This window comes from Enterobacter sp. 22452 (genome assembly GCF_052045065.1).
In the GTDB taxonomy this organism is placed as follows: Bacteria; Pseudomonadota; Gammaproteobacteria; order Enterobacterales; family Enterobacteriaceae; genus Enterobacter; species Enterobacter mori.
Window position 1 is genome coordinate 885,066 of record NZ_JBQEOB010000002.1, and the last position, 23,167, is coordinate 908,232.

Consider the following 23,167-nt stretch of genomic DNA (forward strand, 5'->3'; position numbering starts at 1 on the left):
GGAATATCACGCCAGTTTAGGGAAAGTCGCGATCTTTTTTTGCAGCTGTCCCTCATGGCTCTGCGGTTCAATTTCACGCAGATCGTCTATAAAACGAGCCTGCCAGTGGTTAATGTCATTTTTACGGATGGTTTCCATCATCTCTGCATGGCGAGATATACGCTCCGCCAGCGGCATGGTTAACGCGCGGTGGAGGGCGTTCGCGACGTCATCGCGATCGTAAGGGTTAACGATAAGTGCTGAAGTAAGCTCATTCGCCGCACCGGCAAATTGAGACAACACCAGTACCCCAGGGTCCGCAGGATCTTGTGCTGCGACATACTCTTTTGCCACCAGATTCATCCCGTCACGCAGGGGCGTCACCAGCCCGACGTCCGCATAGCGAAAGACCTTCATCAGGATCTTGCGCTCAAAGTGTTGATTCAGATAGAAAAGGGGTGTCCAGCCAAGCTGTCCGTAGCGGCCGTTGATGCGCCCTGCTTCGGTCTCCAGCTGGTGACGAATATCCTGATAAGCCTGCACCTCGCCGCGCGACGTCGGCGCTATCTGCGTATAGCGAATTTTGCCGTGATGCTGCGGATATTTCTCCAGTAACGTCTCATACGCCAGGAAGCGCTCCGGTAAGCCTTTGGAGTAATCGAGGCGCTCTACTGAAAAGATATTCTTAACGTTTTTAAGCTCATTTTTCAGCTGCGCCAGTTTTGGCGGCAACGGGCCAGACGCTTGTTCGGCAATCTCTTCCGGCTCGATGCCGATAGGATAAACCTCCGTATGGAAGGTTTTACCCCAGGCCGCGTGCGATTTTCCGCCATGCGTAACCAGCCGCGTTTTACCCGACACGCTGTCGAGGAAAGCCAGCCTGTCATTTTCAGTCTGGAAACCCAGGAGATCGTAATCGGACAGTGCTTCCAGGATCTCGTCGTGCTGCGGAAGCGCCGTGAAGATCTCCGGCGTCGGGAAGGGAATATGCAGGAAGAAGCCGATACGGTTGTTGACGCCGCGTCTTCTCAACTCTCTGGCAAAGGGCAGAAGATGATAATCGTGGATCCACAAAATATCGTCTTCTTTAATTAATGGCAGCAGTTTATCGGCCAGCAGAGCATTGACGCGCATATAGCCTTCATAAGACTCGCGCTGGAATTTGACCAGATCCAGGCGGTAGTGGAAGGCAGGCCACAGTACGGCATTAGAGAACTCGGAATAATATTCGTTATAGTCCTGTTCGTTCAGGGCGAAAGAGACCCACGTAATGTTGCCGCGCGAGACTTTCTTAAGCGGCTTGTCTTCGTTACTGATTTCCCCACTCCAGCCAAACCAGAGTCCTCCGGCGGCTTTTAGGGCACCTAATACCCCCACCGCCAGGCCACCCGCGCTGGCTTTTTTATCATCCGGCGGTGCAATGCGATTAGAGACGACGATTAAGCGACCCATATAGATTTCTCCCGTTGTGTTGCGCTATTTGTTGTTGTTGCTGGTTAGCGACGTCAGATATCCACTGCCAGACGCTGGCGACGCTTTCCAGCCGCCATCCGGCACACGTTTCTCCAGGCCCGACTTTGACAGACATCCCGCCGGCCTTATTTACCACCATAAACCCGGCCTCATCGGTCAGGTCATCCCCCAAAAATACCGGCTTACGCCCCTGAAAAGGCGGCTCGGCCATAAACGCCGCAATAGCAGCGCCTTTGTTGATCCCTTCAGGTTTAATCTCAATGACGCACTTCCCCGGCTGTAACGCGAGCTCCGGGTGCGCATCGGCCACGCCGCGGGCGATGGCAAAAACTGCCGCTTCATGATGCGGTGCCTGACGATAGTGCAGAGCAAAGGCCATACCTTTGGCTTCCAGCTCGGTACCCGGCAGCGCCTCCAGAGCAGAAGAGAGATGAGTATGCAGCGACTGAATTAAGGCATCAGGGAGTGAGACAATATGCTGTTGATCATGGATATCGCGGCGCTCCGCTCCGTGTACACCGGCCAGCGGAAAGTGATATGGACTGGCGAGCACGTCCAGCTCGGCCATTGAGCGCCCTGAAATCAATGCCAGTGCTCCCTCGTTCATCCGCGAGAGCTGCTGTAAATTCTCTAACACCGTATCCGGTACGACGACCTCATCAGGATGCGGCTTTATCCCGGCGAGTGTTCCGTCGAGGTCAAAAAAGAAAGCAAATTTTCCGGGCAGTACAGGCGGTGCGGTTAACAAGTCAGCCACCCTTTTCCTCCTTACAGTGAGTAAACAGCCATGTAAGTATAGACAGTGTGACGGCGCTCGCCATTTGACAACCGCCCCGACAGTAAAACTGGCGGGGCGGTTAAGGGGTCAACTATGGTTATTAGTTGAGCAATAAAAAGCGCGGAAAGGCGTTAAACGGTACGCTTCGCTTTTTGCTTGTAACGGTCGAAAATCACGGCTGCGAGCAGGATCAGACCACGCACCACGTACTGCGAGAATGGCGAAATATTCAACAGGTTCATGGCGTTCTCCACCGTCCCCAAAATCAGGATACCGGCCACCACATATGAGATTTTTCCGATGCCGCCTTTCAGGGAAACGCCCCCTAAAACGCAGGCTGAGATGACGATTAGCTCATAACCAATGGAGGTCATCGGCTGGCCGCTGGTCATGCGCGACGCCAGAATGATCCCTGCTGCTGCGGAGACCAGCCCGGAGAGCACAAAGATAATGATCTTGGTGCGCACCACCGGAACCCCCGCCAGGCGCGCCGCCTCTTCATTCCCGCCAATCGCCAGCGTGTTACGGCCAAAGGTGGTGCGGTTAAGCAGGAAGCCAAACAGGATCAGGCACGCGACGGTCAGCCAGATTGGCGCGGGCAGACCCAGCCAGTTGGCATAGCCCAGGGTAAAGAAGCGCTCGTCTTCGATCCCCACGGCTTTCCCGTCTGAGATGATATAGGCCAGACCGCGCACAATTTGCATGGTCGCAAGCGTCGTGATCAGGGCATTAATCTTCAGGCGGGCAATCACAAACCCGTTCACCAGGCCGCTCAGCACACCGAGCATCAATCCTGCAAAGACGCCAATCCACAGGCTCTCGGTCATGTTAATGACGACTGCCGTGGTCACGCCTGCACAGGCAATTACCGAGGCCACCGACAGGTCAAAATCGCCCGACGCCAGGCAGAACAGCATGCCGCAGGCCACCATGCCGGACATGGAGATTGCCAGCCCCAGCCCCTTCATATTAATGAAGGTGGCAAAGTTCGGCACAAAAATCGCGCAGGCGAGGAACAGCGCGGCAAAGACCACCAGCATACCGTACTGGTCCCAGATGCGGCCAAAACTGAAAGCCGACTTCGGCGCTCCGGATGTAGTTACAGAGGACATCATTGACTCCTTACTCAGGCGACAGCCTGGCTAACTTTAGGCATGGCGAGACTCAACGCCTGTTGTTCATTCGCCTGTTCATGCAGCAACTCACCGGCAATTTCACCTTCACGCATCACGACGATGCGGTCGGCAACGCCAAGCACCTCAGGCAGATCGCTGGAGGCGAACAGCACCGCCACGCCGCGTTTTGCCAGTTCATAAATCACGTTATAGATTTCGTGTTTTGCCCCCACGTCGATACCGCGCGTCGGCTCATCCAGCAAAATGACCTTCATATCTTCCGACAACCAGCGGCCCAGAATGGCTTTTTGCTGATTACCGCCGGAGAGATTCATGATCAGCTGTTCCGCACCCGGCGTTTTGATGTTCAGCGAGCGGATATGGTGGTCGGCGTTGCTCGCTTCCCAGCCGTCATTGATCAGGCACCCCGCGCGGATGTATTTGCGTCTTGCAGAGATATTGATGTTGTCGCGCACCGAGTGGACCGGAATGATCCCCTCCGCTTTGCGATCTTCCGGGCAGAGCATCATGCCCGCATTGATCGCGTGAGCGGGCTTCTGGATATCGATTTTTTGACCGTCAATCGAGACCTGCCCCTGTGTGATCCGCGTGCCGCCAAACAACCCTTTCATCAGTTCGCTGCGCCCTGCCCCGACAAGGCCAAACAGCCCGACGATTTCACCGCTGCGCACCGAAAGAGAAATCGGCGTGCGCACGCCGGGCGCTTTAACGTTATCCAGACGCAGGCGCTCCGGGCCGTACTCGCGCGGCTGCCAGTGGTAAATATCGCCCAGCTCACGTCCGACCATCGCCTGAACCAGCTGGTCATGGTTAACCTGTGCCATGTCCGTGAACGTCCGCACGTAGCGACCGTCCTTAAACACGGTGATGGCATCGCTTAGGGCAAAGATCTCCTCCATTCGGTGCGAAACGTACAGAATGATGCGCCCTTCTTTGCGCAGCTCGCGGATCACGCGAAACAGATTTTCAATTTCACGGGCGGAGAGCGAACTGGTCGGTTCATCAAAGGCGATAATCTTGGCGTTACGCGCCAGCGCCTTGGCAATTTCAACCATCTGCCACTGGCCGATGGAGAGATATTTCAGGGGCGTTTGCGGATCAACATCCAGCCCAAGGTGTTTAAGCTGCAGCCCCGCTTCGTAATTGAGTAGCGAACGATTTACCACGCCGCTTTTGTGCGGAAGCTGACCTAAATAGATGTTCTCTGCCACGGTCATTTCAGGAATGAGGTGCAGTTCCTGATAGATGATGGCGACCCCGGCATTGAGAGCCGCCGTCGTATCGGCAAATGCCACCTCTTCGCCGCGTATCGCCAGCGTGCCGGTTGTGGGGGTGTAGTTACCGCTGAGAATTTTCAACAGCGTGGATTTTCCCGCGCCGTTCTCCCCCATCAGCGCGTGGACCTGACCGGCATGGCAGTCGAAGCTGATATCGGTCAGCGCGTTAACACCGGGGAACGTTTTCCCGATGCCGCGAAAAGAGAGATAGGGATCAGACTGTTGCATAACGACTCCGTGATTCCTGTAGTGTGTACGTCTGGCCCCTCAGAAAAATGAGGGGCACAATCACAGCGTATTACTTACCGCCCAGTCCTTTTTTCGCCAGCTCCTCTTTGAAGTTGTCGCGGGTGATCAGCACCACGTCGGTCACTTCGGTGAATTTCGGCGGTTCAGCCCCTTTGGTCACCCAGTTGTAGAGCATTTCGCTGGATTTGTAGCCGTGAACATCCGGGCTTGGCAGCAGCGAGCCATAGAAGCCGGTCGCCTGCGCTTTGGACAGTTCGCTGACCGCGTCCACGCCGTTGATGCCGATGCCGATAACGTCAGGCGCCTTGAAGCCCTGGCCTTCGGTTGCGCGCACGCCGCCCAACACGGTGTTGTCGTTCATGCCGACCACCAGCCAGTGTTTGACTTCCGGATGCTGAACCAGCATAGAGTTAGCCGCGTCGAACGCGCCCGGGATGTCGTTAGATTTGGTTGGAACTTTGTAGATCTGCTTTTCCGGGAAACCGGCCGCTTTCAGGGCGTCCATGGAACCGGTAGTACGACGACGCGCCGTGTCCAGCTCGTCAGCGGTAATCGCCATCACGCCGGTTTCTTTTACATCCCAGCCCCGTTTTTGCATCTCTTTATAAAGTTCCTGGCCCTGACGTTCGCCGATTTTAGTCGCCGCCATCATCACCAGCGGGACGCTGTCCATCGGCTTACCTTTGGCGTTCACGAACTGGTCATCAACCGCAATGACCTTCATGTCATAGCCACGTGCTTTGGCGGCAATCGCTGAACCCAGTTTCGGATCAGGGGTACAGATAACAAACCCTTTCGCACCGCTGGCCGCCAGGCTGTCGATGGCGTTCAGGGTTTTTTCACCGTCCGGCACGGCGATTTTAATTACTTCAAAACCTAAATCTTTTCCGGCTTTATCGGCGAATTTCCACTCGGTCTGGAACCAGGGTTCTTCAGGTTGCTTAACCAAAAAACCGAGTTTTAAATTTTCAGCGATAGCGGATTGTGACATAACGGCAGCCAGGCCGATGGCCGCCAGCGCTTTAGTAAATTTGTGCATGGTAAACTCCAGCTTTAGCAATCTTTTTCTGTAGGGAATATTTGCGTGCTTCTTATTTAATCGGACTTAAAACAAGACATTAGCGCTTACCTCGTCATAAGCGTTAGTGCTGGTGATAGTTTTAGCGGGAAATTAATCATCCATAAGAGAGCGGCATCACACCGCAGAATTACAGTAATTGCGTACATAAATTCAGCGGAAAATGACATAAAAATGGCAGGAATTGTCAGACAATTAAAATGGGGTTAAGCAGAATAATCCATAAGATTAGCCAAGAAGTCCCTGACAGCCGGACGCCATCACGTCCGGCAGGGAAATTACCAGGCGTAATAGATGTGATCCGCGTGATCGCGAACAGGCGCTTCGTCACCCAACAGGCGAGCAGAAAGGGTCAGCGCAAAGTCAAACGCGTGGCCCAGACCTTTACCGCTGATCAGGTTTTTATCCTCGACGACCGGTGCATCCACGTATTCACCGTCCGTTACGGTTTCCCATAAATCTCCCGAGCAGACGTAACGGCGTCCTTTGAGTAACCCGTTACCGCCCAGCACGCGCGCTGCGGCAGAACAGAGGGGACAAATCAATTTTCCACTTTCATCATGTGTGGACACAAAACGGATGACTTCCCGGCTAGCGGCCAGATTGACGCTTCCCTGCGGCCCTCCGGGTAACACCACCGCATCGTAAAGCGTGTTCAGACGTTCTGATAACGTACAGTCTGCCACCATCGGGATGTTATGGTAGCTCATTACCGCCCGAGATTCTGCGCAAGCCAGGGTTTCCACCTCAATATTCAACCGACGCAGAATATCAATCGTAATAATTGCTTCTGCTTCCTCAAAACCAGGTGCCAGCAGCACCGCAACCTTCGCCATGTTAACCTCAGTGAATGAAATACATTAAAACACCGTTTCATTTTCACAGAGTCATCAGGAACAATCCTGCATGGCGATCACATTACCGTCATTTTTGCAAAAATTGATTTAGCGCAACTTTACGCCCATAGAATATATTTTGAATTAATCATGCATATTTGTTCTATTCGCAGGATATTCTGTTACCAGACTATTTAACGCTGTACATCCAGAGCAATAAATATATTCATACACCTTAAAATCAATCACTTAGTAATGTATTAATTTATATCTGTCTGTTTGAGATTCTGTACTATATTAAAATTTGTAATGTATGGTAAATACGGGCGGATTAAGAGTTTTCTTAATCCAGATACAAGGGTATGCTTATTTATATCGAACACAGGATGTGAATATTCGGTCAACTTCCGTCAATGCAGAATTGCCTTCTGCCATGTGATTTTTTGTACCTGCCGGGTCAGGTTTAGCTGCGGACATCACGTCCCACAGTCAATAAGGATATGAGTATGACTACCCAAACGATGATGCAAAAACTGAATGCCCAAATGAACCTGGAGTTCTACGCCTCCAATTTGCACCTGCATTTGAGCGCGTGGTGCTCCGAAAACAGTCTTAATGGTTCAGCCACGTTCTTTCGTACTCAGGCGCAAAGTAACGTCACGCATATGATGCGCGTCTTTAACTTTCTGAAAGCTGTAGGGGCGAACCCTATCGTAAAGGCCCTGGACACGATCGACGATAACTACTCTTCGCTGGAAGAATTGTTCCAGAAAACGCTTGAAGAGTATGAACAGCGCTGCAGCACACTCAGCAAACTGGCTGATGAAGCCAAAGCGCAGCACGACAGTATTACCCTGAAATTCCTGCGCGATATGGACAAAGAGCAGCAGCAGGACGGTACGCTGCTCAAAACGCTTGCGGACGAACTCCGCAATGCGAAGCATGCCGGTTTATGCCCGGAGCAGGCTGACCGTCATCTGCTCGACATTGTCACCGTTCAGCGTCACTGAGCGCGACTGACCTGCTCCTGACCGGGGCAGGTTCCTCCCACAACCTCCTGCTTTGTCTGAGATTTAACAAATCAGATCTTGCTCCCAATGAATAACCCTACATCGTGTAATGATTTATTTAATTACATAATGTTTGACGAGGGAGCATCATGATCACCATTGAGTTTATTGTTGTTATTGCCTGTCTGCTGGTCGGGACCCGCTTTGGCGGGATGGGACTGGGGCTAATAAGCGGTATTGGCCTGTTTATTCTGAGCTTCATTTTTGGGCTTCAACCCGGCAAACCGCCGGTTGACGTGATGCTGACCATTCTCGCGGTGATTGGCTGCGCGGCCACCCTGCAGACTGCCGGTGGTCTGAACGTGATGATGCAGTTCGCCGAGCGTCTGTTGCGCAAACATCCGCAGCACATCACGCTCCTCGCCCCCTTCACCACCTGGATGCTGACCTTTCTGTGCGGCACGGGCCACGTGGTTTACACCATGTTCCCCATCATTGCCGATATTGCGCTGAAAAAAGGGATCCGCCCGGAACGCCCCATGGCGGTAGCCTCCGTGGCTTCGCAAATGGCCATCACCGCCTCGCCTGTATCGGTCGCGGTTGTGTCGCTGGTGTCGATTCTCGGCGCACAGCACGGGATTGGTCACGCGTGGGGGATCCTGGAGATCCTCGCCGTATCCGTACCTGCCTCGCTGTTTGGGGTGGCGATTGCGGCCCTGTGGAGTTTACGTCGCGGCAAAGATTTAGCGGATGACGTAGAGTTTCAGGAAAAGCTGAAAGATCCGAAACAGCGGGAATTTATCTATGGCAGCACGGAAACGCTCATGAATCAGCGCTTCCCGAAACAGGCCTACTGGTCCACCTGGATCTTCTTCACCGGGATTGCCATCGTGGTTCTGCTCGGTGCCCTGCCTGAATTGCGCCCTGCTTTTGAGGTAAAAGGCAAAATGGCGGCGCTTTCGATGAACCTGGTCATTCAGATGATGATGCTGATTGCCGGTGCTGTCATGCTAGTGACCTGCAAGGTGAATGCCTCTGCCATCTCGAACGGTGCGGTGTTTAAAGCGGGAATGGTTGCGATCTTCTCGGTGTTTGGCGTGGCGTGGATGAGCGATACCTTTTTCCAGGCGCATCTGGATGAACTGAAAATGGCGCTGGAAGGGGTCGTGAAAAGCCACCCGTGGACCTATGCCATTGTACTGTTTCTGGTTTCTAAACTGGTGAACAGCCAGGCGGCGGCGTTAACTGCGGTTGCGCCGATGGGGTTAATGCTGGGCATCGATCCGAAAATGCTGATCGCCTTCTTCCCGGCCTCCTACGGCTACTTTGTCTTACCGACCTACCCCAGCGATCTGGCCTGCATCGGCTTTGACCGTTCAGGCACCACCCGCATCGGCAAATTTATCATCAACCACAGCTTCATCCTGCCGGGGCTGATCGGCGTGAGCTGTGCCTGTGCGGCGAGCTACCTGCTGGTCCAGACCTTCTTCTGACAGTCTCTCGGGCGACTGACAGGGTCGCCCGTTTCACGGCTTAGTGAGACTCGCCCTGCGGGGTGAATCGCAGCTCAATCAGTGCGATGGCTTTCTGAATAGCGCGAAGCGTAACCGGATCGGCTGCCGCCGGATGGCTGGTAAAATCGATGTTTTTCAGCTGGGTCGACATTTTTTCACGCACTTCGACAGGCGCGATAACGTCAATCACATCAAGGATTTGCTTAATAACCAGCTGACAGGCAACGACGTCAGAGACCAGTTCCTGATCGGCGCTCAGGTTTTGTGACATGGGGTTTCTCCTTAGTTAAAGGCCGCCATAGTAGCAAACCGCGCGCCCTTTCATCTCTTTCTCGTCGCCCGCAGGCATAAAAAAACCTGCCGAAGCAGGTTTTTTTATCAGAACATCGCACCCGGTGGGACGTCTTTGAAAGTCGTGCAGTAGTTAGCCCACATGCTTTTCAGGATTTTGCGCAGTTTCATTATGTTGCTCCAGTAACGTGTTATGCAGGTGTTATTGTCAATGCGCTTATAATATGACCACCATCACAAAAATCAATCATTTTGTGACGAACATCACACCAACAAATCCACCAGTGCTACAACAATGTTACGAAAAAAGCCGCAAAATCCACAGGTTACGACCATATAAATTCCAGTAAATTTTTATAAAAAATTTTGATACGTCTGGAAAGTTATGGATGTCTTCACACGCTGTTAGCCAACAATCCCACGCACGAAGGCTTCGATCTCTTTATCCTGGCAGTTTTCAAAGAAACACTGCTGGAAGCGTTGACCGGATACGGCGGTTTTCACCAGTTCAGGATCGATTGCGCGCAGGGTATCGAGGTAATTTTCTTTTACCACCGCCGCTTTCACCTGATTCAGGATCCCCGCGTTACGCACCTGAGGCTCTTTACGCTCTGGCGGATACCCCTCGCCGTTACGGCCCGTAAAGGCTTTCTCAAAGATAAAGCGCACGTTCAATTCAGCGCCCCAGCCAAAGCCTTTGGCAAATGGCAGAGACAACGCGTTACCGTTGTTGATCTGCGCAAACAGGAAGGCGTCAGCAGGATCGATGCAATAGCCGCAAATCACGCCCGGATGGATATTCAGCGACATCAGCGCCCCCTGGCCGGTACCGCAGCCGGTCACGACAAAATCCACGGCTCTGGAATTCAGCAAAATGCTCGCCATAATGCCCAGATGGATATAGGTAAGATGGTGATCGTTCTCGTCGCTCATCCCGACGTTATACACCGGGAAGCCTTTTTCATCGGCAACGGCTTTTAGCTCATTAAGGATGATGGGATTTTTAGCTGCCTGGCTGTTTTCCATCATCAGCGCAATTTTCATCGTGTCTCTCCTGAATGTGTGGCGGACAAGCCCGCTGTGGATACCTTATCCCCTTAACCTTACTATCAAACAAACACTCTTTCAAATTAAGTGAAAATGCGTTTTAAAAAACGCAATTGCGCTCACAGTTTCGTGACCTGATGCTGTTCGTTGCGAAGAGAAAGGGTTGATCTTCGGGCTATTCGAGGCATTGACTGGAACGGTGGAAGCTAAAATAGCCTATTTCCCTCTTCACGCAGAGTGAACCATGAAAAGAGTAATCATCGCCGGAACGATCCTGCTTCTCGCGGGATGCAACATTAACCGTCAGGCGGAGGTCAGTCACCTTGACGCCCCCAACGGGATTGTCCGCCTCGACTACGGCCAGGCCATGCTGCAAAACGCCCATTCCGATGCGTATGTGAATAACGGCACCGCAGTGAAAGCCTGTCAGGGCATGGGATATGCCACCGCCTCCGCCTATGGTCAGCCTGTCAAAACCTGTACCCTGATTAGCGGATCGCTGTGCCTGAACGAGAGCGTGACCATTCAGTATAAATGCATGGGCTACACCGTGAATCCTAACGCCACGAATCCATGGTATTAATGTCGTCTGCCAGCATCGCTGGCAGTCTTTTTAATTAAGAACACAAACAATTCTCATTAATAAATATAAAAAGTGTCAATGCGTGTTATTCCCATTCGTATTTTTAAATAAACAAATATTTATTTTACGTTTTGCAAATAATTAAATAACAAATTATAGTGTCGCTCATTGTGAACCAGAAATAATAAACCGGAGCGCCACCATGCTGAAAACTGAAATGATCGACAAGCTCAATGCTCAAATGAACCTTGAGCTTTATTCATCCCTTCTTTACCAGCAGATGAGCGCCTGGTGCAGCTATCACAGCTTTGAAGGTGCCGCCGCGTTTCTGCGTCGTCACGCACAGGAAGAGATGACGCACATGCAGCGTCTCTTTGATTATCTGACGGATACGGGCAGCCTGCCGCGCATTGATACGGTTGCCTCTCCGGTTGCTGAATACGGTTCTCTTGATGAACTGTTCCGCGCCACTTACGAGCACGAACAGCTGATCACTCAGAAAATTAATGAACTGGTTCACGCTGCAATGACCAGCCAGGATTATCCGACCTTTAATTTCCTGCAATGGTACGTTGCTGAGCAACACGAAGAAGAAAAACTGTTTAAATCCGTGCTGGATAAATTGTCTCTGGCCGGTAAATCAGGTGAAGGTCTTTACTTTATTGATAAAGAACTGGCGACACTCGATACGCAGAATTAATTCCCACACGGTGCTGAACCCTCAGCACCGTTTTAATGCCCATCTACTTATTACCTCTCCCCTTCGCCTCACCGTTCAACAGATGCTTGCCCCTCGCGAAAGCGTAAACTTAAAATTACACGGGTTGTAACGGTGATTTGACGAGTTCACGCTTTTCCCTTACTCTGCGCCGCAGATTAGGTCGCGATTAAGAATCGTTGTAGAGGAAAGCGTGAAAAACAGAGCTCTGGGAAGTATTTTCATCGTCGCAGGAACGACGATTGGCGCAGGAATGCTGGCCATGCCGTTGGCGGCCGCAGGCGTCGGATTTGGCGTAACGTTATTGCTTCTCGCCACACTCTGGGCGTTGATGTGTTACACCGCTCTGCTGTTACTGGAGGTTTATCAGCACGTCCCTGCCGACACGGGTTTAGGTTCGCTGGCTGCACGCTACCTGGGACGTTATGGCCAGTGGGTTACAGGCTTTAGCATGATGTTCCTGATGTACGCCCTGACGGCTGCTTACATTAGCGGAGCTGGAGAGCTGATCGCGTCCAGCGTCAATGACGGGTTTGGTACACACATTACGCCCGGCACAGGCGCGGTCTTCTTCTCGCTCATCGGCGGCGGCGTGGTGTGTATTGGCACATCGCTTGTTGATCTGTTTAACCGCTTTCTGTTCAGCGCCAAGATTATTTTCCTGGTTGTGATGCTGGTTCTGCTCGCGCCGCACGTTCACAAGATTAACCTGCTGACGCTGCCGCTGGAAAAAGGGCTGGCGCTTTCCGCGATCCCGGTGATTTTCACCTCGTTCGGTTTTCACGGCAGCGTGCCGAGTATCGTCAGCTATATGAATGGCGATACCCGCAAGCTGCGCCGCATCTTTATCATCGGCAGCGCGATTCCGCTGGTCGCCTACATCTTCTGGCAGCTGGTCACGCTGGGCAGCATTGACTCCTCAACCTTTATCGGTTTAATGGCTGCGCATTCCGGCCTGAATGGTTTCCTGATGGCGCTGCGTGAGGTGGTGACCTCTCCACACGTCGAGTTGGCGGTACATTTGTTCGCTGACCTGGCGCTGGCGACGTCGTTTTTGGGCGTGGCGCTCGGCCTGTTTGATTATCTGGCCGATCTGTTCCAGCGCCGCAATACCGTTGCCGGACGCTTGCAAACGGGTGCAATTACCTTCCTGCCGCCACTGGCCTTTGCGCTGTTTTACCCGCGTGGCTTTGTGATGGCGCTGGGCTATGCGGGTGTGGCGTTATCCGTCCTCGCGCTGCTGTTGCCTTCCCTGCTGGCATGGAAGAGCCGTCAGCAGCATCCTCAGCAAGGTTATCGCGTGGCGGGGGGTAAACCGCTGCTGTGCATCGTGTTTGCCTGTGGCGTGGTGATAATTCTGGTGCAATTCCTGATAGCAGCGGGAATGCTGCCGGAAGTGGGGTAATAAAAAAGGGGCTACGATTAGCCCCTTTCTTTATTAATGCAAACAACAACTCTTGAACTTCTTCCCGCTGCCGCACGGACAAGGATCGTTACGCCCGACCTTCGTGCCGTTAATAATCGGTTTTTGGGTTTCCTGCTGCTGCGGGTTAGCAACCCAGTAGTTGTATAAACGCAGCGCCGCGGGCTGGATGCTCTCGATGCTGGCGGTATACTCCTCTTCGGTCAGTTCATCCAGCTTTTCGCTGCCCTCTTCCGTCCCGTGCAGCGCAATCACATCCAGATCGGCTTTCAGTTCGTCAGGCAGTGATGACCAGTCGGTCAGCGCCACGCCGCGCATGTAGCCATAGCACCACTCTTCAACCACGGTGTAGCTTTGGCCATCAACGTCGTTAAAACCAAACATGGGCTCGAACTGATCCGGATACTCGCTCAGGCGCTCAGCAATGTCGTTCATATGCTTAAAGCAGAGATCGATAAAACGGTTCATTTCACGATCGTTTTTCCAGCGCGGAATGTACTTCTCGCCGCCCCAGACCGCTACCAGCCAGGCATCGGGTTCAACCACCCTTGGGCCGGAAAGCACTGCGGTAAGCATGCCGTCAAGTTCGGACACGTCAATCACGGACGCATCGTCATGACCGTAAGACATTAACGTCTCTTCCAGCCACTCCATTTCGCTTTCATTTAATGGGCCTTCAGTCATTGCTGACACTCCTGATAAAAAAAGGAAAAGATCCTAACACATATCGTACGCCTTTCCTGGCTGAAGTTGAGGTCTTTATTGCTGCAAAAACGTGCAAATCGTGACCCTTGCACAACTTATGGGCTTTGTTGTTAACGAGATGTGATCTCCGCTGTAATTTCAGTGCGTCCCGCGAGGCAGCGTAAATCGGCACTCTATACTCATCTATGTCGCAACCCGGTCAATGGGTTAACCATTCTGGCAACGATTTTGCTTAATGTTCTGCGCGCAAACTGCGCATGGAAACCTCGCCGTATTAAGCAGGATGTGGCCTGGATTTTGTTCGTTTAGTGCATGTTGTTCTCGATCTTATTTATAGATTGGCTGCGCCGTAGGGCGTTTGGGTTGACGCCGTGGTGCAAAAACCTCTTTGCTAAGGAACACAATAATGTCGCTGAAATTTATCAGAAGTCCCCTTTCTCTTGTGTTAGCCGGTTGTCTGGTGACGGCATTTTCCGCCCAGGCCGATATTGTGATTGGCGTGGCCGGGCCGTTTACAGGCCCAAATGCCACCTATGGCGATCAGTACTGGCATGGCGCAACGCAGGCCGCAGAAGACATTAACGCCGCGGGAGGGATCAACGGTGAGAAAATTAAGCTGGTTCAGGGAGATGATGCCTGCGAGCCTAAACAGGCTGTTGCCGTCGCCAACCGTTTAGTCGACCAGGACAAAGTCAATGCGGTTGTCGGCCATTTCTGCTCCTCTTCCACCATGCCCGCCTCCGAGGTGTATAGCGATGCGGGCATTATTGCCATCACCCCCGGTTCGACTAACCCACTCATTACCGAGCGCGGCATGAGCGATATGTTCCGCATGTGCGGGCGGGACGATCAGCAGGGGCAAGTCGCCAGCGACTTCATCATCGATAAGCTGAAGGCCAAACGTGTGGTGATCATTCACGATAAAGACACCTACGGTCAGGGGTTGGCGGACGCCACCAAAGCGGCGCTTGCCAAACGCGGCGTGAAGGATGTGATGTATGAAGGCTTATCACGTGGGGAAAAAGACTTTAACGCGCTGGTAACGAAAATTGGCGCGCAAAAACCGGACGTGGTGTTCTTCGGGGGCTGCCACCCTGAAGCGGGCCCGCTGGTGCGCCAGATGCGTGAACAGGGCGTACAGGCGAAATTCTTCTCAGGGGACTGTATCGTCAATGAAGAGATGGTCACCGCTGCGGGTGGCCCGCAGTACACCAACGGTATCTACATGACCTTTGGTAAAGATCCGCGACTGATCCCGGACGGTAAAGCGGTGATTGAGAAATTCCGCGCCGGTAAATTCGAACCAGAAGGCTATACCCTTTACTCCTATGCCTCCGTCCAGGCCATTGCCGCCGCCTTCAAAGCCACCGGAGGCAAAGACTCCGCCAAAGCCAGCGAGTGGCTGAAAGCGAACGCCGTCGACACGGTGATGGGCAAAAAAGCCTGGGACAGCAAAGGCGATCTGAAAGTGTCTGACTACGTGGTTTATCAGTGGGACGACAAGGGAAAATATAAGGAAGTGCAGTAACGGGACGGAGTCACGCTCAACGTCGGCAGGTTCGCCTGCCGACGCGGAATACACATCGGGCTGCACGCGTCGTGCGGCCTATAAAAAGAGCGCGCGATGATGAGTACATTCTTCCTGCAACAGTTAATCAACGGATTAACGCTGGGCTCCGTCTACGGCTTAATCGCCATCGGTTACACCATGGTGTACGGCATCATTGGCATGATCAACTTCGCCCATGGCGAAGTGTATATGATCTCGGCCTATCTCTGCGCCATCGGACTGGCCTTGCTGTCATTCTTCGGTCTTGAGTCGTTTCCCCTGCTGATTCTGGGCACGCTGGCGTTCACCATCGCGGTGACGGGCGTGTATGGCTGGACTATTGAGCGCATCGCCTATAAACCCCTGCGAAACTCCACCCGACTGGCACCGCTGATCTCCGCCATCGGGATGTCGCTGATTTTGCAAAACTATGCCCAACTGAGCCAGGGCCCCCGCCAGCAAGGCGTGCCAACCATGCTGGACGGCGTACTTCGCGTGCATCTGGGAGAAGGTTTCGTCCAGATCACCTACACCAAAATCTTTATTCTGATCGCCTCGTTCGCCGGCATGCTGCTGCTCACCTGGATAATCAGCCAAACCCGGCTGGGGCGGATGTGTCGTGCGGTGCAGCAGGATCGCAAAATGGCCTCCATTCTGGGGATCAATACCGACAGGATCATTTCGCTGGTCTTTGTGATCGGCGCGGCGATGGCCGGGCTGGCGGGGGTATTGATCACCATGAACTATGGCACCTTTGATTTCTACGTGGGCTTTGTCATCGGCATAAAAGCCTTTACGGCGGCGGTGCTGGGCGGCATCGGCTCTCTGCCGGGCGCCATGCTCGGCGGGTTGATTCTGGGAGTGGCGGAAGCGCAATTCTCCGGGATGGTGAACTCAGATTATAAAGACGTGTTCTCGTTTGGGCTGCTGGTATTGATCCTGATTTTCCGTCCTCAGGGTCTGCTGGGCCGCCCTGTCGTGGCGAAGGTGTGAGGGTGAAGACGATGACATCTGCCGGTTTCTCCCTTAAACGCTGCATTCTTGATGCCGTATTTTCCGGGCTGGTTGCTTTGATTATCTTTGGCCCTATCGCTGGCGTGGTTCTCGACGGTTACAGCTTTAACTTTGCCGGACAACGGCTGGCGTGGATTATTGCCATCGTCATGCTGGGCCGTTTTTTGCTGAGCATCTTCCTGCAGACCGCCCCCGGTGCGCGTTTCCAGGCGAGGTTTGAAGCGGACAGCGCAGGGGTATATGTCCGCCCTCCCGGATACAAGAGCCGCATGCGTTGGATTATTCCGCTGGTTATTACGCTTGCGATCTGCTTTCCGTTTGTGGCGACCAAATACGTGCTGACCGTTGCCATTCTGGGGCTGATCTATGTTCTGCTCGGCCTCGGGCTGAATATTGTGGTCGGTCTTGCGGGGCTGTTGGATCTGGGGTATGTCGCCTTTTACGCGATTGGCGCGTATGGCCTCGCGCTGGGGTATCAGTATCTGGGGTTAGGGTTCTGGAGCATGCTGCCGCTGGCGGCGCTGATGGCCGCCGCCGCCGGTGCGCTGCTTGGTTTCCCGGTGCTTCGCATGCATGGGGATTATCTGGCAATCGTGACGCTCGGGTTTGGCGAGATTATCCGCCTGGTGCTCAATAACTGGCTGACCTTCACTGGCGGCCCAAATGGCGTTTCAGCCCCTGCCCCCACCTTTTTTGGACTGGAGTTTGGCCGACGCGCCAAAGAAGGCGGCGTCCCCTTCCACGAGTTTTTCCATCTGACCTATAACCCAAACATGAAGTTTATCTTTATTTACGCCGTGCTGTTTTTGGTGGTGTTGATGGTGCTCTACATCAAGCACCGCCTGACGCGAATGCCGATTGGACGGGCGTGGGAGGCATTACGAGAAGATGAAATTGCCTGCCGCTCAATGGGTCTTAATCACGTGCTGGTGAAGCTTTCTGCTTTTACGCTGGGCGCATCAACGGCCGGGATTGCGGGGGTTTTCTTCGCCACCTATCAGGGGTTCGTTAATCCCACCTCTTTTACCTTTTTTGAATCCGCACTGATTCTGGCTATCGTGGTGCTGGGCGGGATGGGTTCAACGCTGGGCGTTGTGCTGGCCGCCTTTGTCCTGACCGTCACGCCGGAACTGCTGCGCAGTTTTGCGGAGTATCGCGTACTGCTGTTTGGCGTGTTGATGGTGGTCATGATGATCTGGCGTCCGCGCGGTTTGATCCGCATTAACCGCAGCGGCTATGCCGTGCGTAAGGGGGTCGCACCATGAACGGAACCATACTACACGTTGAGCACCTGATGATGCATTTTGGCGGGATTAAAGCGTTAAATGACGTCAGCCTTGATGTACAACGCGGGTCCATTACCGCCCTCATCGGGCCTAACGGCGCGGGGAAAACAACCGTGTTTAACTGCCTGACGGGCTTCTACAGGGCGTCCGGCGGAAATATCTTATTCAACACCCGCAGTAAAACCACCAATGTGATTCAGATTCTCGGTCAAAAATTCCAGCCCGGTGACTGGATTAACCCAGCCCGGTTAGGGTCGCGTCTTTTCTACAAAATGTTCGGTGGAACACACCTGGTAAACCGCGCGGGCCTTGCGCGCACGTTCCAGAATATCTGCCTGTTTCGCGAGATGTCGGTCATCGAAAACCTGCTGGTTGCACAGCATATGCGTGTAAATCGCAATCTCCTCGCCGGTGTGCTCAACACTCCCGCCTATCGTCGGGCGGAAAGTGATGCCCTCGATCGTGCATTTTACTGGCTGGAAGTGGTGGACCTGGTGGACTGCGCCAATCGCCTCGCGGGGGAAATGTCTTACGGTCAACAGCGACGCCTCGAAATCGCCCGGGCAATGTGTACTGGTCCGGAGATGATCTGCCTTGATGAACCTGCCGCAGGCCTGAACCCGGTGGAAACGCACAAGCTCAGCAGCATTATCCGTTTTCTGCGCGACCACCACGACATTACGGTATTACTGATTGAGCATGATATGGGAATGGTCATGGAGATTTCGGACGACATTATTGTGCTCGACCACGGAGATGTCATTGCGCGGGGGAAACCAGAGCAGATCCAGCACGATGAAAAAGTGATTGCCGCCTACCTGGGCACCGACGAGAGCGAGGTTAACCTGTGAACGAAACGATGCTGGAATTTCGTGAGGTGGACGTTTTCTACGGTGTGATCCAGGCGCTGAAACAGGTTTCCCTTGAGGTTAACAAAGGCGAAACCGTGGCGTTAATTGGCGCTAACGGTGCAGGAAAATCGACATTATTGATGTCTATCTTTGGTCAACCCCGGGTCCGTAGTGGGCAGATCCTGTTTTGCGGAGAGGATATCAGCCATAAATCCACCCACTACGTTGCGTCCGGCGGTATCGCCCAGGCGCCCGAAGGACGGCGTATTTTCCCGGATATGACGGTGGAAGAGAACCTGCTGATGGGCACAATCCCGATTGGAAACCAGTTTGCATCTGAAGATATGCAAAGTATGTTCGACCTTTTCCCCCGCCTCAAAGAGCGGCGTAAACAGCGGGCAATGACCATGTCCGGCGGAGAACAGCAGATGCTGGCAATTGCGCGGGCCTTAATGAGCCGCCCAAAGCTGCTGCTGCTGGATGAACCCAGCCTGGGATTGGCCCCTATCGTGGTGAAACAGATTTTCCAGACGCTGCGCGAGCTAGCACGCAACGGCATGACCATTTTTCTGGTTGAGCAGAATGCGCACCACGCGCTGAAGCTGTCTGATCGCGGGTATGTGATGGTTAACGGACAGATCCGGCTGAGCGGCAGCGGCGAGGAGCTGCTGGGGAATCAGGAGGTGAGGAAGGCGTATCTGGGTGGGGTGTGACCGTTAAATTTCAGGCACAAAAAAACCACCTTTCGGTGGTTTCACGACACTGCTTATTGCTTTGATTATTCTTTGCTTTCCCATGGTAGCCGGAGTGGGACTTGAACCCACACAGCGCGAACGCCGAGGGATTTTAAATCCCTTGTGTCTACCGATTCCACCATCCGGCCAGGGAAGAAAGTGGAGGCGCGTTCCGGAGTCGAACCGGACTAGACGGATTTGCAATCCGCTACATAACCGCTTTGCTAACGCGCCGTAAAACTTTTCAAACTGACACCCGCTGTTGCGCATGCCTTTAATCTGGAGCGGGAAACGAGACTCGAACTCGCGACCCCGACCTTGGCAAGGTCGTGCTCTACCAACTGAGCTATTCCCGCATGTCATCAAGTTGTTTCTAACCACTTGATTTCATTATCGTCCGGCTAGCTGCGCCGCCGTTCGATGCGTTGCATTCTACTGATATGTCGTTTTGAGTCAACGTTATTTTTTGCATCCCCGGATCGTTTGCTGAAAATTACGTCGAAACGATCACTGTTCAAGCAAATCTCCGCGCGCCGCGTTCAAATACTGCAGCATTGACCACAGCGTCAGTACCGCGGCGACCCACAGCAGACCAATCCCCGCCCACTCAACCCAGGCGTTCGGACGCCACAGCATCCAGACCAGCGCCGCCATCTGCGCCGTTGTTTTGACCTTACCAATCCAGGATACCGCCACGCTGCTGCGTTTACCCAACTCCGCCATCCACTCTCGCAGCGCAGAGATGATAATTTCGCGGCCAATCATCGTTGCCGCGGGCAGCGTGACCCACCAGGTGTGGTAATGTTCAGCCACCAGCACCATCGCGATCGCCACCATGACTTTATCGGCCACCGGATCGAGGAACGCACCAAAGCGAGTGCTTTGATTCCAGCGGCGCGCCAGATAACCGTCGAACCAGTCGGTTACCGCAGCGACCAGGAAAATCAGTGCGCAGGCAAAAGGCGCCCAGACGACCGGCAGATAAAACGCCAGTACAAAGAACGGGATAAGCACGACGCGAAAAAGAGTGAGCAACGTAGGGATATTAAATCGCATAATGACGGTAACTGTCTGTTGTCAGTAAAATTTAGCTCTATGTTGCTACAGAGCCCTCAATGTTTCAACGAGTAGTAGATCTTTTCTGCCAGCCCTTGCGAAATACCCGGCACTTTTGCAATTTCCTCCATGCTGGCATTGAGTAATCCTTGCAATCCGCCCATATACTTCAGCAGCATTTGACGACGTTTTGGTCCAACGCCTTCGATGGTCTCCAGCGTGCTGGTGTTTTTGACCTTCGCCCGTTTTTTACGGTGGCCGCTGATCGCGTGATCGTGCGATTCGTCGCGGATATGCTGGATCACATGCAGCGCGGGCGAATCCGGCGGCAGGCTAAAGCCCTCACCTTCCGGCTCAAAGAAAAGCGTTTCCAGACCCGCTTTACGATCCGCCCCTTTCGCCACGCCCAACAGCAGCGGATGGTTTTTATCCCACTCGACGTCGAGTGATTCAAACACCGCCTTCGCCTGCCCGAGCTGCCCTTTTCCGCCGTCGATAAGGATCACGTCCGGGATCTTGCTCTCTTCGATGGCTTTACCATAGCGTCGACGCAGCACCTGGTTCATCGCGGCGTAATCATCCCCCGGCGTGATCCCGGTGATGTTATAGCGGCGATACTCCGCCCGCAACGGACCGTTGGCATCAAACACCACGCAGGAGGCCACGGTCTGCTCCCCCATCGTATGGCTGATATCAAAACACTCCATACGTTTCACTTCAGGCAGCTTCAGAAGCGTAGCAAGCGCGGTTAAACGCTGGCTGACCGTCGACTGCTGGGACAGTTTCGTCGTCAGCGCCGTCGCCGCGTTGGTGCGCGCCAGCTTCAGATAGCGTGCACGGTCCCCGCGCGGTTTCGTCTGGACATTCACCCGACGCCCGGCCAGTTCTGAGAGGGAATCCGCCAGCAGGGTTTTATCGTCGAGATTGAAATCAAGCAGGATCTCGGAGGGTAACGTGCGCATCTGGCTACCCTGAAGATAGAACTGTCCAACAAATGTCTCGACCACTTCACCCAGCTCCGTGCCGCCCGGTACTTTCGGGAAGTAGCTGCGGCTGCCGAGCACTTTACCCTGGCGAATGAACAGAACGTGAACGCAGGCCAGCCCGTTATCAAAGGCCACGCCAATCACGTCCAGATCGTCACCGGTATTGGAGACAAACTGCTTTTCGGTAACGCGGCGTACGGCCTGAATTTGGTCACGAATGCGCGCAGCCTCTTCAAACTCCAGCGCCGCGCTGGCTTTCTCCATTCGCGCGATAAGCTGGGTGAGAACCTGATCGTCTTTCCCCGCAAGGAACAAGCGAACATAGTCCACCTGCTGGGCATACTCTTCTTCGCTGACCAGACCCGCTACGCACGGCCCCAGACAGCGACCAATCTGGTACTGCAGGCACGGACGCGAGCGGTTACGGTAAACGCTGTTTTCACACTGGCGGATCGGGAAGATTTTTTGCAGCAGCGCCAGCGTTTCTCGCACGGCATAACCGTTCGGGAACGGGCCGAAATATTCACCCTTCGCATGCTTCGCGCCCCTGTGCATCGCCAGACGCGGATGGGTATCCCCGCTCAGGAAAATAAAGGGATAGGATTTATCATCACGCAGCAGCACGTTATAGCGGGGCTGATACAGTTTGATGTAGTTATGTTCAAGCAGCAGCGCTTCCGTCTCGGTGTGCGTGACGGTGACATCAATATTCTGAATGAGTGCGACCAGCGCTTCGGTTTTGCGGGAGGCAAGATTGCTGCGGAAATAGCTGGAAAGGCGTTTTTTGAGATCTTTCGCCTTACCCACATAGATAACCGTACCGCCAGCGTCATACATGCGATACACGCCTGGCTGGCTGGTGACGGTTTTTAGAAATGCTTTTGAATCGAACGCTTCATTCACTGACTTATTAACGACTCCGCATTACACAGACCATGACGAATGGCCAGGTGAGTCAGCTCGACATCACCGTGAATGTTCAGTTTACTGAACATCCGATAGCGGTAGCTGTTCACCGTTTTCGGGCTGAGATTCAGCTGTTCAGAGATCTCATTCACTTTCTGACCTTTGGTGATCATCAGCATAATCTGCAACTCGCGCTCAGACAAACTGGCAAACGGCGATTCCGTTTTTTCAGGTTCAATCTGGCTCAATGCCATCTGTTGTGCAATGTCTGAGGCGATGTAGCGTTGCCCGGCAAACACGGAGCGAATCGCATTCACAACTTCCTGTGGTGCGGCGCCTTTACTCAGATACCCGGCGGCCCCCGCCTGCATAACTTTCGCGGGCAGCGGGTTTTCGGTATGTACGGTCAGCATGATGACTTTGGTATCAACAAAGGTACGGGCGATTTTACGTGTTGCTTCAAGCCCACCAATGCCGGGCATGTTCATATCCATCAACACCACGTCGGCCGAGTTTGTGCGACACCATTTCACGGCATCTTCACCACAGCAGGCCTCACCGGCAACTTTAATACCCTTTATATCTTCAAGAATGCGTCGTATCCCTGCGCGCACCAGTTCGTGGTCATCAACAAGAAGGACGTTGATCAAAGGAAATGTCTCCAGAATAGGGATAACGCTACTGACTA

General features: G+C 53.5%; 23 protein-coding genes and 3 tRNA genes. 10 read left to right on the forward strand and 16 right to left on the reverse strand.

The features are described from left to right. Nucleotides 1-6 precede the first annotated feature (6 nt). The 6 genes from otsA to ACTJJA_RS09410 all read right to left on the reverse strand — a co-directional run bounded on the left by otsA (nt 7) and on the right by ACTJJA_RS09410 (nt 6,806). A complete protein-coding gene (gene otsA, locus ACTJJA_RS09385) occupies nt 7-1,431 on the reverse strand; it encodes an alpha,alpha-trehalose-phosphate synthase (RefSeq protein ID WP_440667582.1) in 1,425 nt (474 codons plus the stop codon). Continuing rightward, nucleotides 1,406-2,209, reverse strand: coding sequence for a trehalose-phosphatase (otsB, locus tag ACTJJA_RS09390; RefSeq protein ID WP_108417565.1), 804 nt, complete (start codon nt 2,207-2,209; stop codon nt 1,406-1,408). The genes otsA and otsB overlap by 26 nt, the downstream gene beginning before the upstream one ends. Nucleotides 2,210-2,361: 152 nt before the next feature. Then, entirely contained in the window at nt 2,362-3,342 is a 981-nt protein-coding gene (gene araH / locus ACTJJA_RS09395; RefSeq protein WP_010432481.1) for an arabinose ABC transporter permease AraH, read from the reverse strand. A 14-nt stretch (nt 3,343-3,356) separates the two neighbouring features. Next, the gene (gene araG, locus ACTJJA_RS09400; RefSeq protein ID WP_010432479.1) at nt 3,357-4,871 is read right to left on the reverse strand and encodes an L-arabinose ABC transporter ATP-binding protein AraG; all 1,515 of its coding nucleotides are present in this window, start codon (nt 4,869-4,871) and stop codon (nt 3,357-3,359) included. A 70-nt stretch (nt 4,872-4,941) separates the two neighbouring features. After that, entirely contained in the window at nt 4,942-5,931 is a 990-nt protein-coding gene (gene araF / locus ACTJJA_RS09405; protein WP_049006600.1) for an arabinose ABC transporter substrate-binding protein AraF, read from the reverse strand. 317 nt (nt 5,932-6,248) lie between these two features. Next, nucleotides 6,249-6,806 carry a DJ-1 family glyoxalase III gene (locus tag ACTJJA_RS09410; protein WP_420984599.1) on the reverse strand — a complete coding sequence of 186 codons (558 nt, stop codon included), beginning with the start codon at nt 6,804-6,806 and terminating at the stop codon, nt 6,249-6,251. 506 nt (nt 6,807-7,312) lie between these two features. On the opposite strand from ACTJJA_RS09410, the gene ACTJJA_RS09415 reads away from it, so the two are divergent. Further along, complete coding sequence (locus ACTJJA_RS09415) at nt 7,313-7,816, forward strand: non-heme ferritin-like protein (protein WP_440667586.1); 504 nt, start codon at nt 7,313-7,315, stop codon at nt 7,814-7,816. Between the two features lie 149 nt (nt 7,817-7,965). Further along, nucleotides 7,966-9,309 (forward strand): anaerobic C4-dicarboxylate transporter, encoded by a 1,344-nt coding sequence (locus ACTJJA_RS09420; protein WP_440667588.1) that lies wholly within the window; start codon nt 7,966-7,968, stop codon nt 9,307-9,309. A gap of 40 nt (nt 9,310-9,349) precedes the next feature. On the opposite strand, the gene ACTJJA_RS09425 is transcribed toward ACTJJA_RS09420, so the two are convergent. The 3 genes from ACTJJA_RS09425 to ACTJJA_RS09435 all read right to left on the reverse strand — a co-directional run bounded on the left by ACTJJA_RS09425 (nt 9,350) and on the right by ACTJJA_RS09435 (nt 10,665). Further along, on the reverse strand, nt 9,350-9,601 hold the full coding sequence (locus tag ACTJJA_RS09425; protein WP_006176098.1) for a DUF2766 family protein: 252 nt from the start codon (nt 9,599-9,601) through the stop codon (nt 9,350-9,352). Nucleotides 9,602-9,708: 107 nt separating this feature from the next. Beyond that, nucleotides 9,709-9,792 (reverse strand): stress response protein AzuC, encoded by an 84-nt coding sequence (azuC, locus tag ACTJJA_RS09430; protein ID WP_003859682.1) that lies wholly within the window; start codon nt 9,790-9,792, stop codon nt 9,709-9,711. Between the two features lie 234 nt (nt 9,793-10,026). Further along, nucleotides 10,027-10,665: an RpiB/LacA/LacB family sugar-phosphate isomerase gene (locus ACTJJA_RS09435; protein WP_089598429.1), complete on the reverse strand. Its 639-nt coding sequence runs from the start codon at nt 10,663-10,665 to the stop codon at nt 10,027-10,029. Between the two features lie 247 nt (nt 10,666-10,912). Between ACTJJA_RS09435 and yecR the strand changes: the two genes are divergently transcribed. From yecR to tyrP, 3 genes are all read left to right on the forward strand, one after another. After that, complete coding sequence (yecR, locus tag ACTJJA_RS09440) at nt 10,913-11,251, forward strand: YecR family lipoprotein (RefSeq protein WP_440667591.1); 339 nt, start codon at nt 10,913-10,915, stop codon at nt 11,249-11,251. 202 nt (nt 11,252-11,453) lie between these two features. Continuing rightward, nucleotides 11,454-11,951 (forward strand): non-heme ferritin, encoded by a 498-nt coding sequence (ftnA, locus tag ACTJJA_RS09445; RefSeq protein ID WP_010432452.1) that lies wholly within the window; start codon nt 11,454-11,456, stop codon nt 11,949-11,951. 211 nt (nt 11,952-12,162) lie between these two features. Further along, nucleotides 12,163-13,374 carry a tyrosine transporter TyrP gene (gene tyrP, locus ACTJJA_RS09450; protein ID WP_440667594.1) on the forward strand — a complete coding sequence of 404 codons (1,212 nt, stop codon included), beginning with the start codon at nt 12,163-12,165 and terminating at the stop codon, nt 13,372-13,374. A 33-nt stretch (nt 13,375-13,407) separates the two neighbouring features. On the opposite strand, the gene ACTJJA_RS09455 is transcribed toward tyrP, so the two are convergent. Next, nucleotides 13,408-14,076 (reverse strand): YecA/YgfB family protein, encoded by a 669-nt coding sequence (locus ACTJJA_RS09455; protein WP_010432448.1) that lies wholly within the window; start codon nt 14,074-14,076, stop codon nt 13,408-13,410. A 427-nt stretch (nt 14,077-14,503) separates the two neighbouring features. Here ACTJJA_RS09455 and ACTJJA_RS09460 point away from each other — a divergent pair, with 427 nt between their 5' ends. The 5 genes from ACTJJA_RS09460 (at nt 14,504) to ACTJJA_RS09480 (ending at nt 19,510) form a co-directional block, all read left to right on the forward strand. Next, nucleotides 14,504-15,625 carry a branched-chain amino acid ABC transporter substrate-binding protein gene (locus ACTJJA_RS09460; protein ID WP_421510598.1) on the forward strand — a complete coding sequence of 374 codons (1,122 nt, stop codon included), beginning with the start codon at nt 14,504-14,506 and terminating at the stop codon, nt 15,623-15,625. Nucleotides 15,626-15,724: 99 nt separating this feature from the next. Next, nucleotides 15,725-16,639, forward strand: coding sequence for an ABC transporter permease subunit (locus ACTJJA_RS09465; RefSeq protein ID WP_440667737.1), 915 nt, complete (start codon nt 15,725-15,727; stop codon nt 16,637-16,639). Nucleotides 16,640-16,650: 11 nt separating this feature from the next. Continuing rightward, a complete protein-coding gene (gene livM, locus ACTJJA_RS09470) occupies nt 16,651-17,925 on the forward strand; it encodes a high-affinity branched-chain amino acid ABC transporter permease LivM (RefSeq protein ID WP_126816352.1) in 1,275 nt (424 codons plus the stop codon). Continuing rightward, nucleotides 17,922-18,797: an ABC transporter ATP-binding protein gene (locus ACTJJA_RS09475; protein ID WP_440667597.1), complete on the forward strand. Its 876-nt coding sequence runs from the start codon at nt 17,922-17,924 to the stop codon at nt 18,795-18,797. Before livM ends, ACTJJA_RS09475 begins: the two co-directional genes overlap by 4 nt. An 8-nt stretch (nt 18,798-18,805) precedes the next feature. Continuing rightward, nucleotides 18,806-19,510, forward strand: coding sequence for an ABC transporter ATP-binding protein (locus ACTJJA_RS09480; protein ID WP_250902879.1), 705 nt, complete (start codon nt 18,806-18,808; stop codon nt 19,508-19,510). A gap of 83 nt (nt 19,511-19,593) precedes the next feature. On the opposite strand, the gene ACTJJA_RS09485 is transcribed toward ACTJJA_RS09480, so the two are convergent. The 6 genes from ACTJJA_RS09485 to uvrY form a co-directional block, all read right to left on the reverse strand. Then, nucleotides 19,594-19,680, reverse strand: a tRNA-Leu gene (locus tag ACTJJA_RS09485). Between the two features lie 11 nt (nt 19,681-19,691). Further along, nucleotides 19,692-19,765 (reverse strand) — tRNA-Cys (locus tag ACTJJA_RS09490). Nucleotides 19,766-19,811: 46 nt separating this feature from the next. Continuing rightward, a tRNA-Gly gene (locus ACTJJA_RS09495) sits at nt 19,812-19,887 on the reverse strand. A 151-nt stretch (nt 19,888-20,038) separates the two neighbouring features. After that, the gene (gene pgsA / locus ACTJJA_RS09500; RefSeq protein ID WP_006176115.1) at nt 20,039-20,587 is read right to left on the reverse strand and encodes a CDP-diacylglycerol--glycerol-3-phosphate 3-phosphatidyltransferase; all 549 of its coding nucleotides are present in this window, start codon (nt 20,585-20,587) and stop codon (nt 20,039-20,041) included. Between the two features lie 56 nt (nt 20,588-20,643). Then, nucleotides 20,644-22,476 (reverse strand): excinuclease ABC subunit UvrC, encoded by a 1,833-nt coding sequence (uvrC, locus tag ACTJJA_RS09505; protein ID WP_010432427.1) that lies wholly within the window; start codon nt 22,474-22,476, stop codon nt 20,644-20,646. After that, entirely contained in the window at nt 22,473-23,129 is a 657-nt protein-coding gene (gene uvrY / locus ACTJJA_RS09510; protein ID WP_042714108.1) for a UvrY/SirA/GacA family response regulator transcription factor, read from the reverse strand. The genes uvrC and uvrY overlap by 4 nt, the downstream gene beginning before the upstream one ends. Between the last annotated feature and the right edge of the window lie 38 nt (nt 23,130-23,167).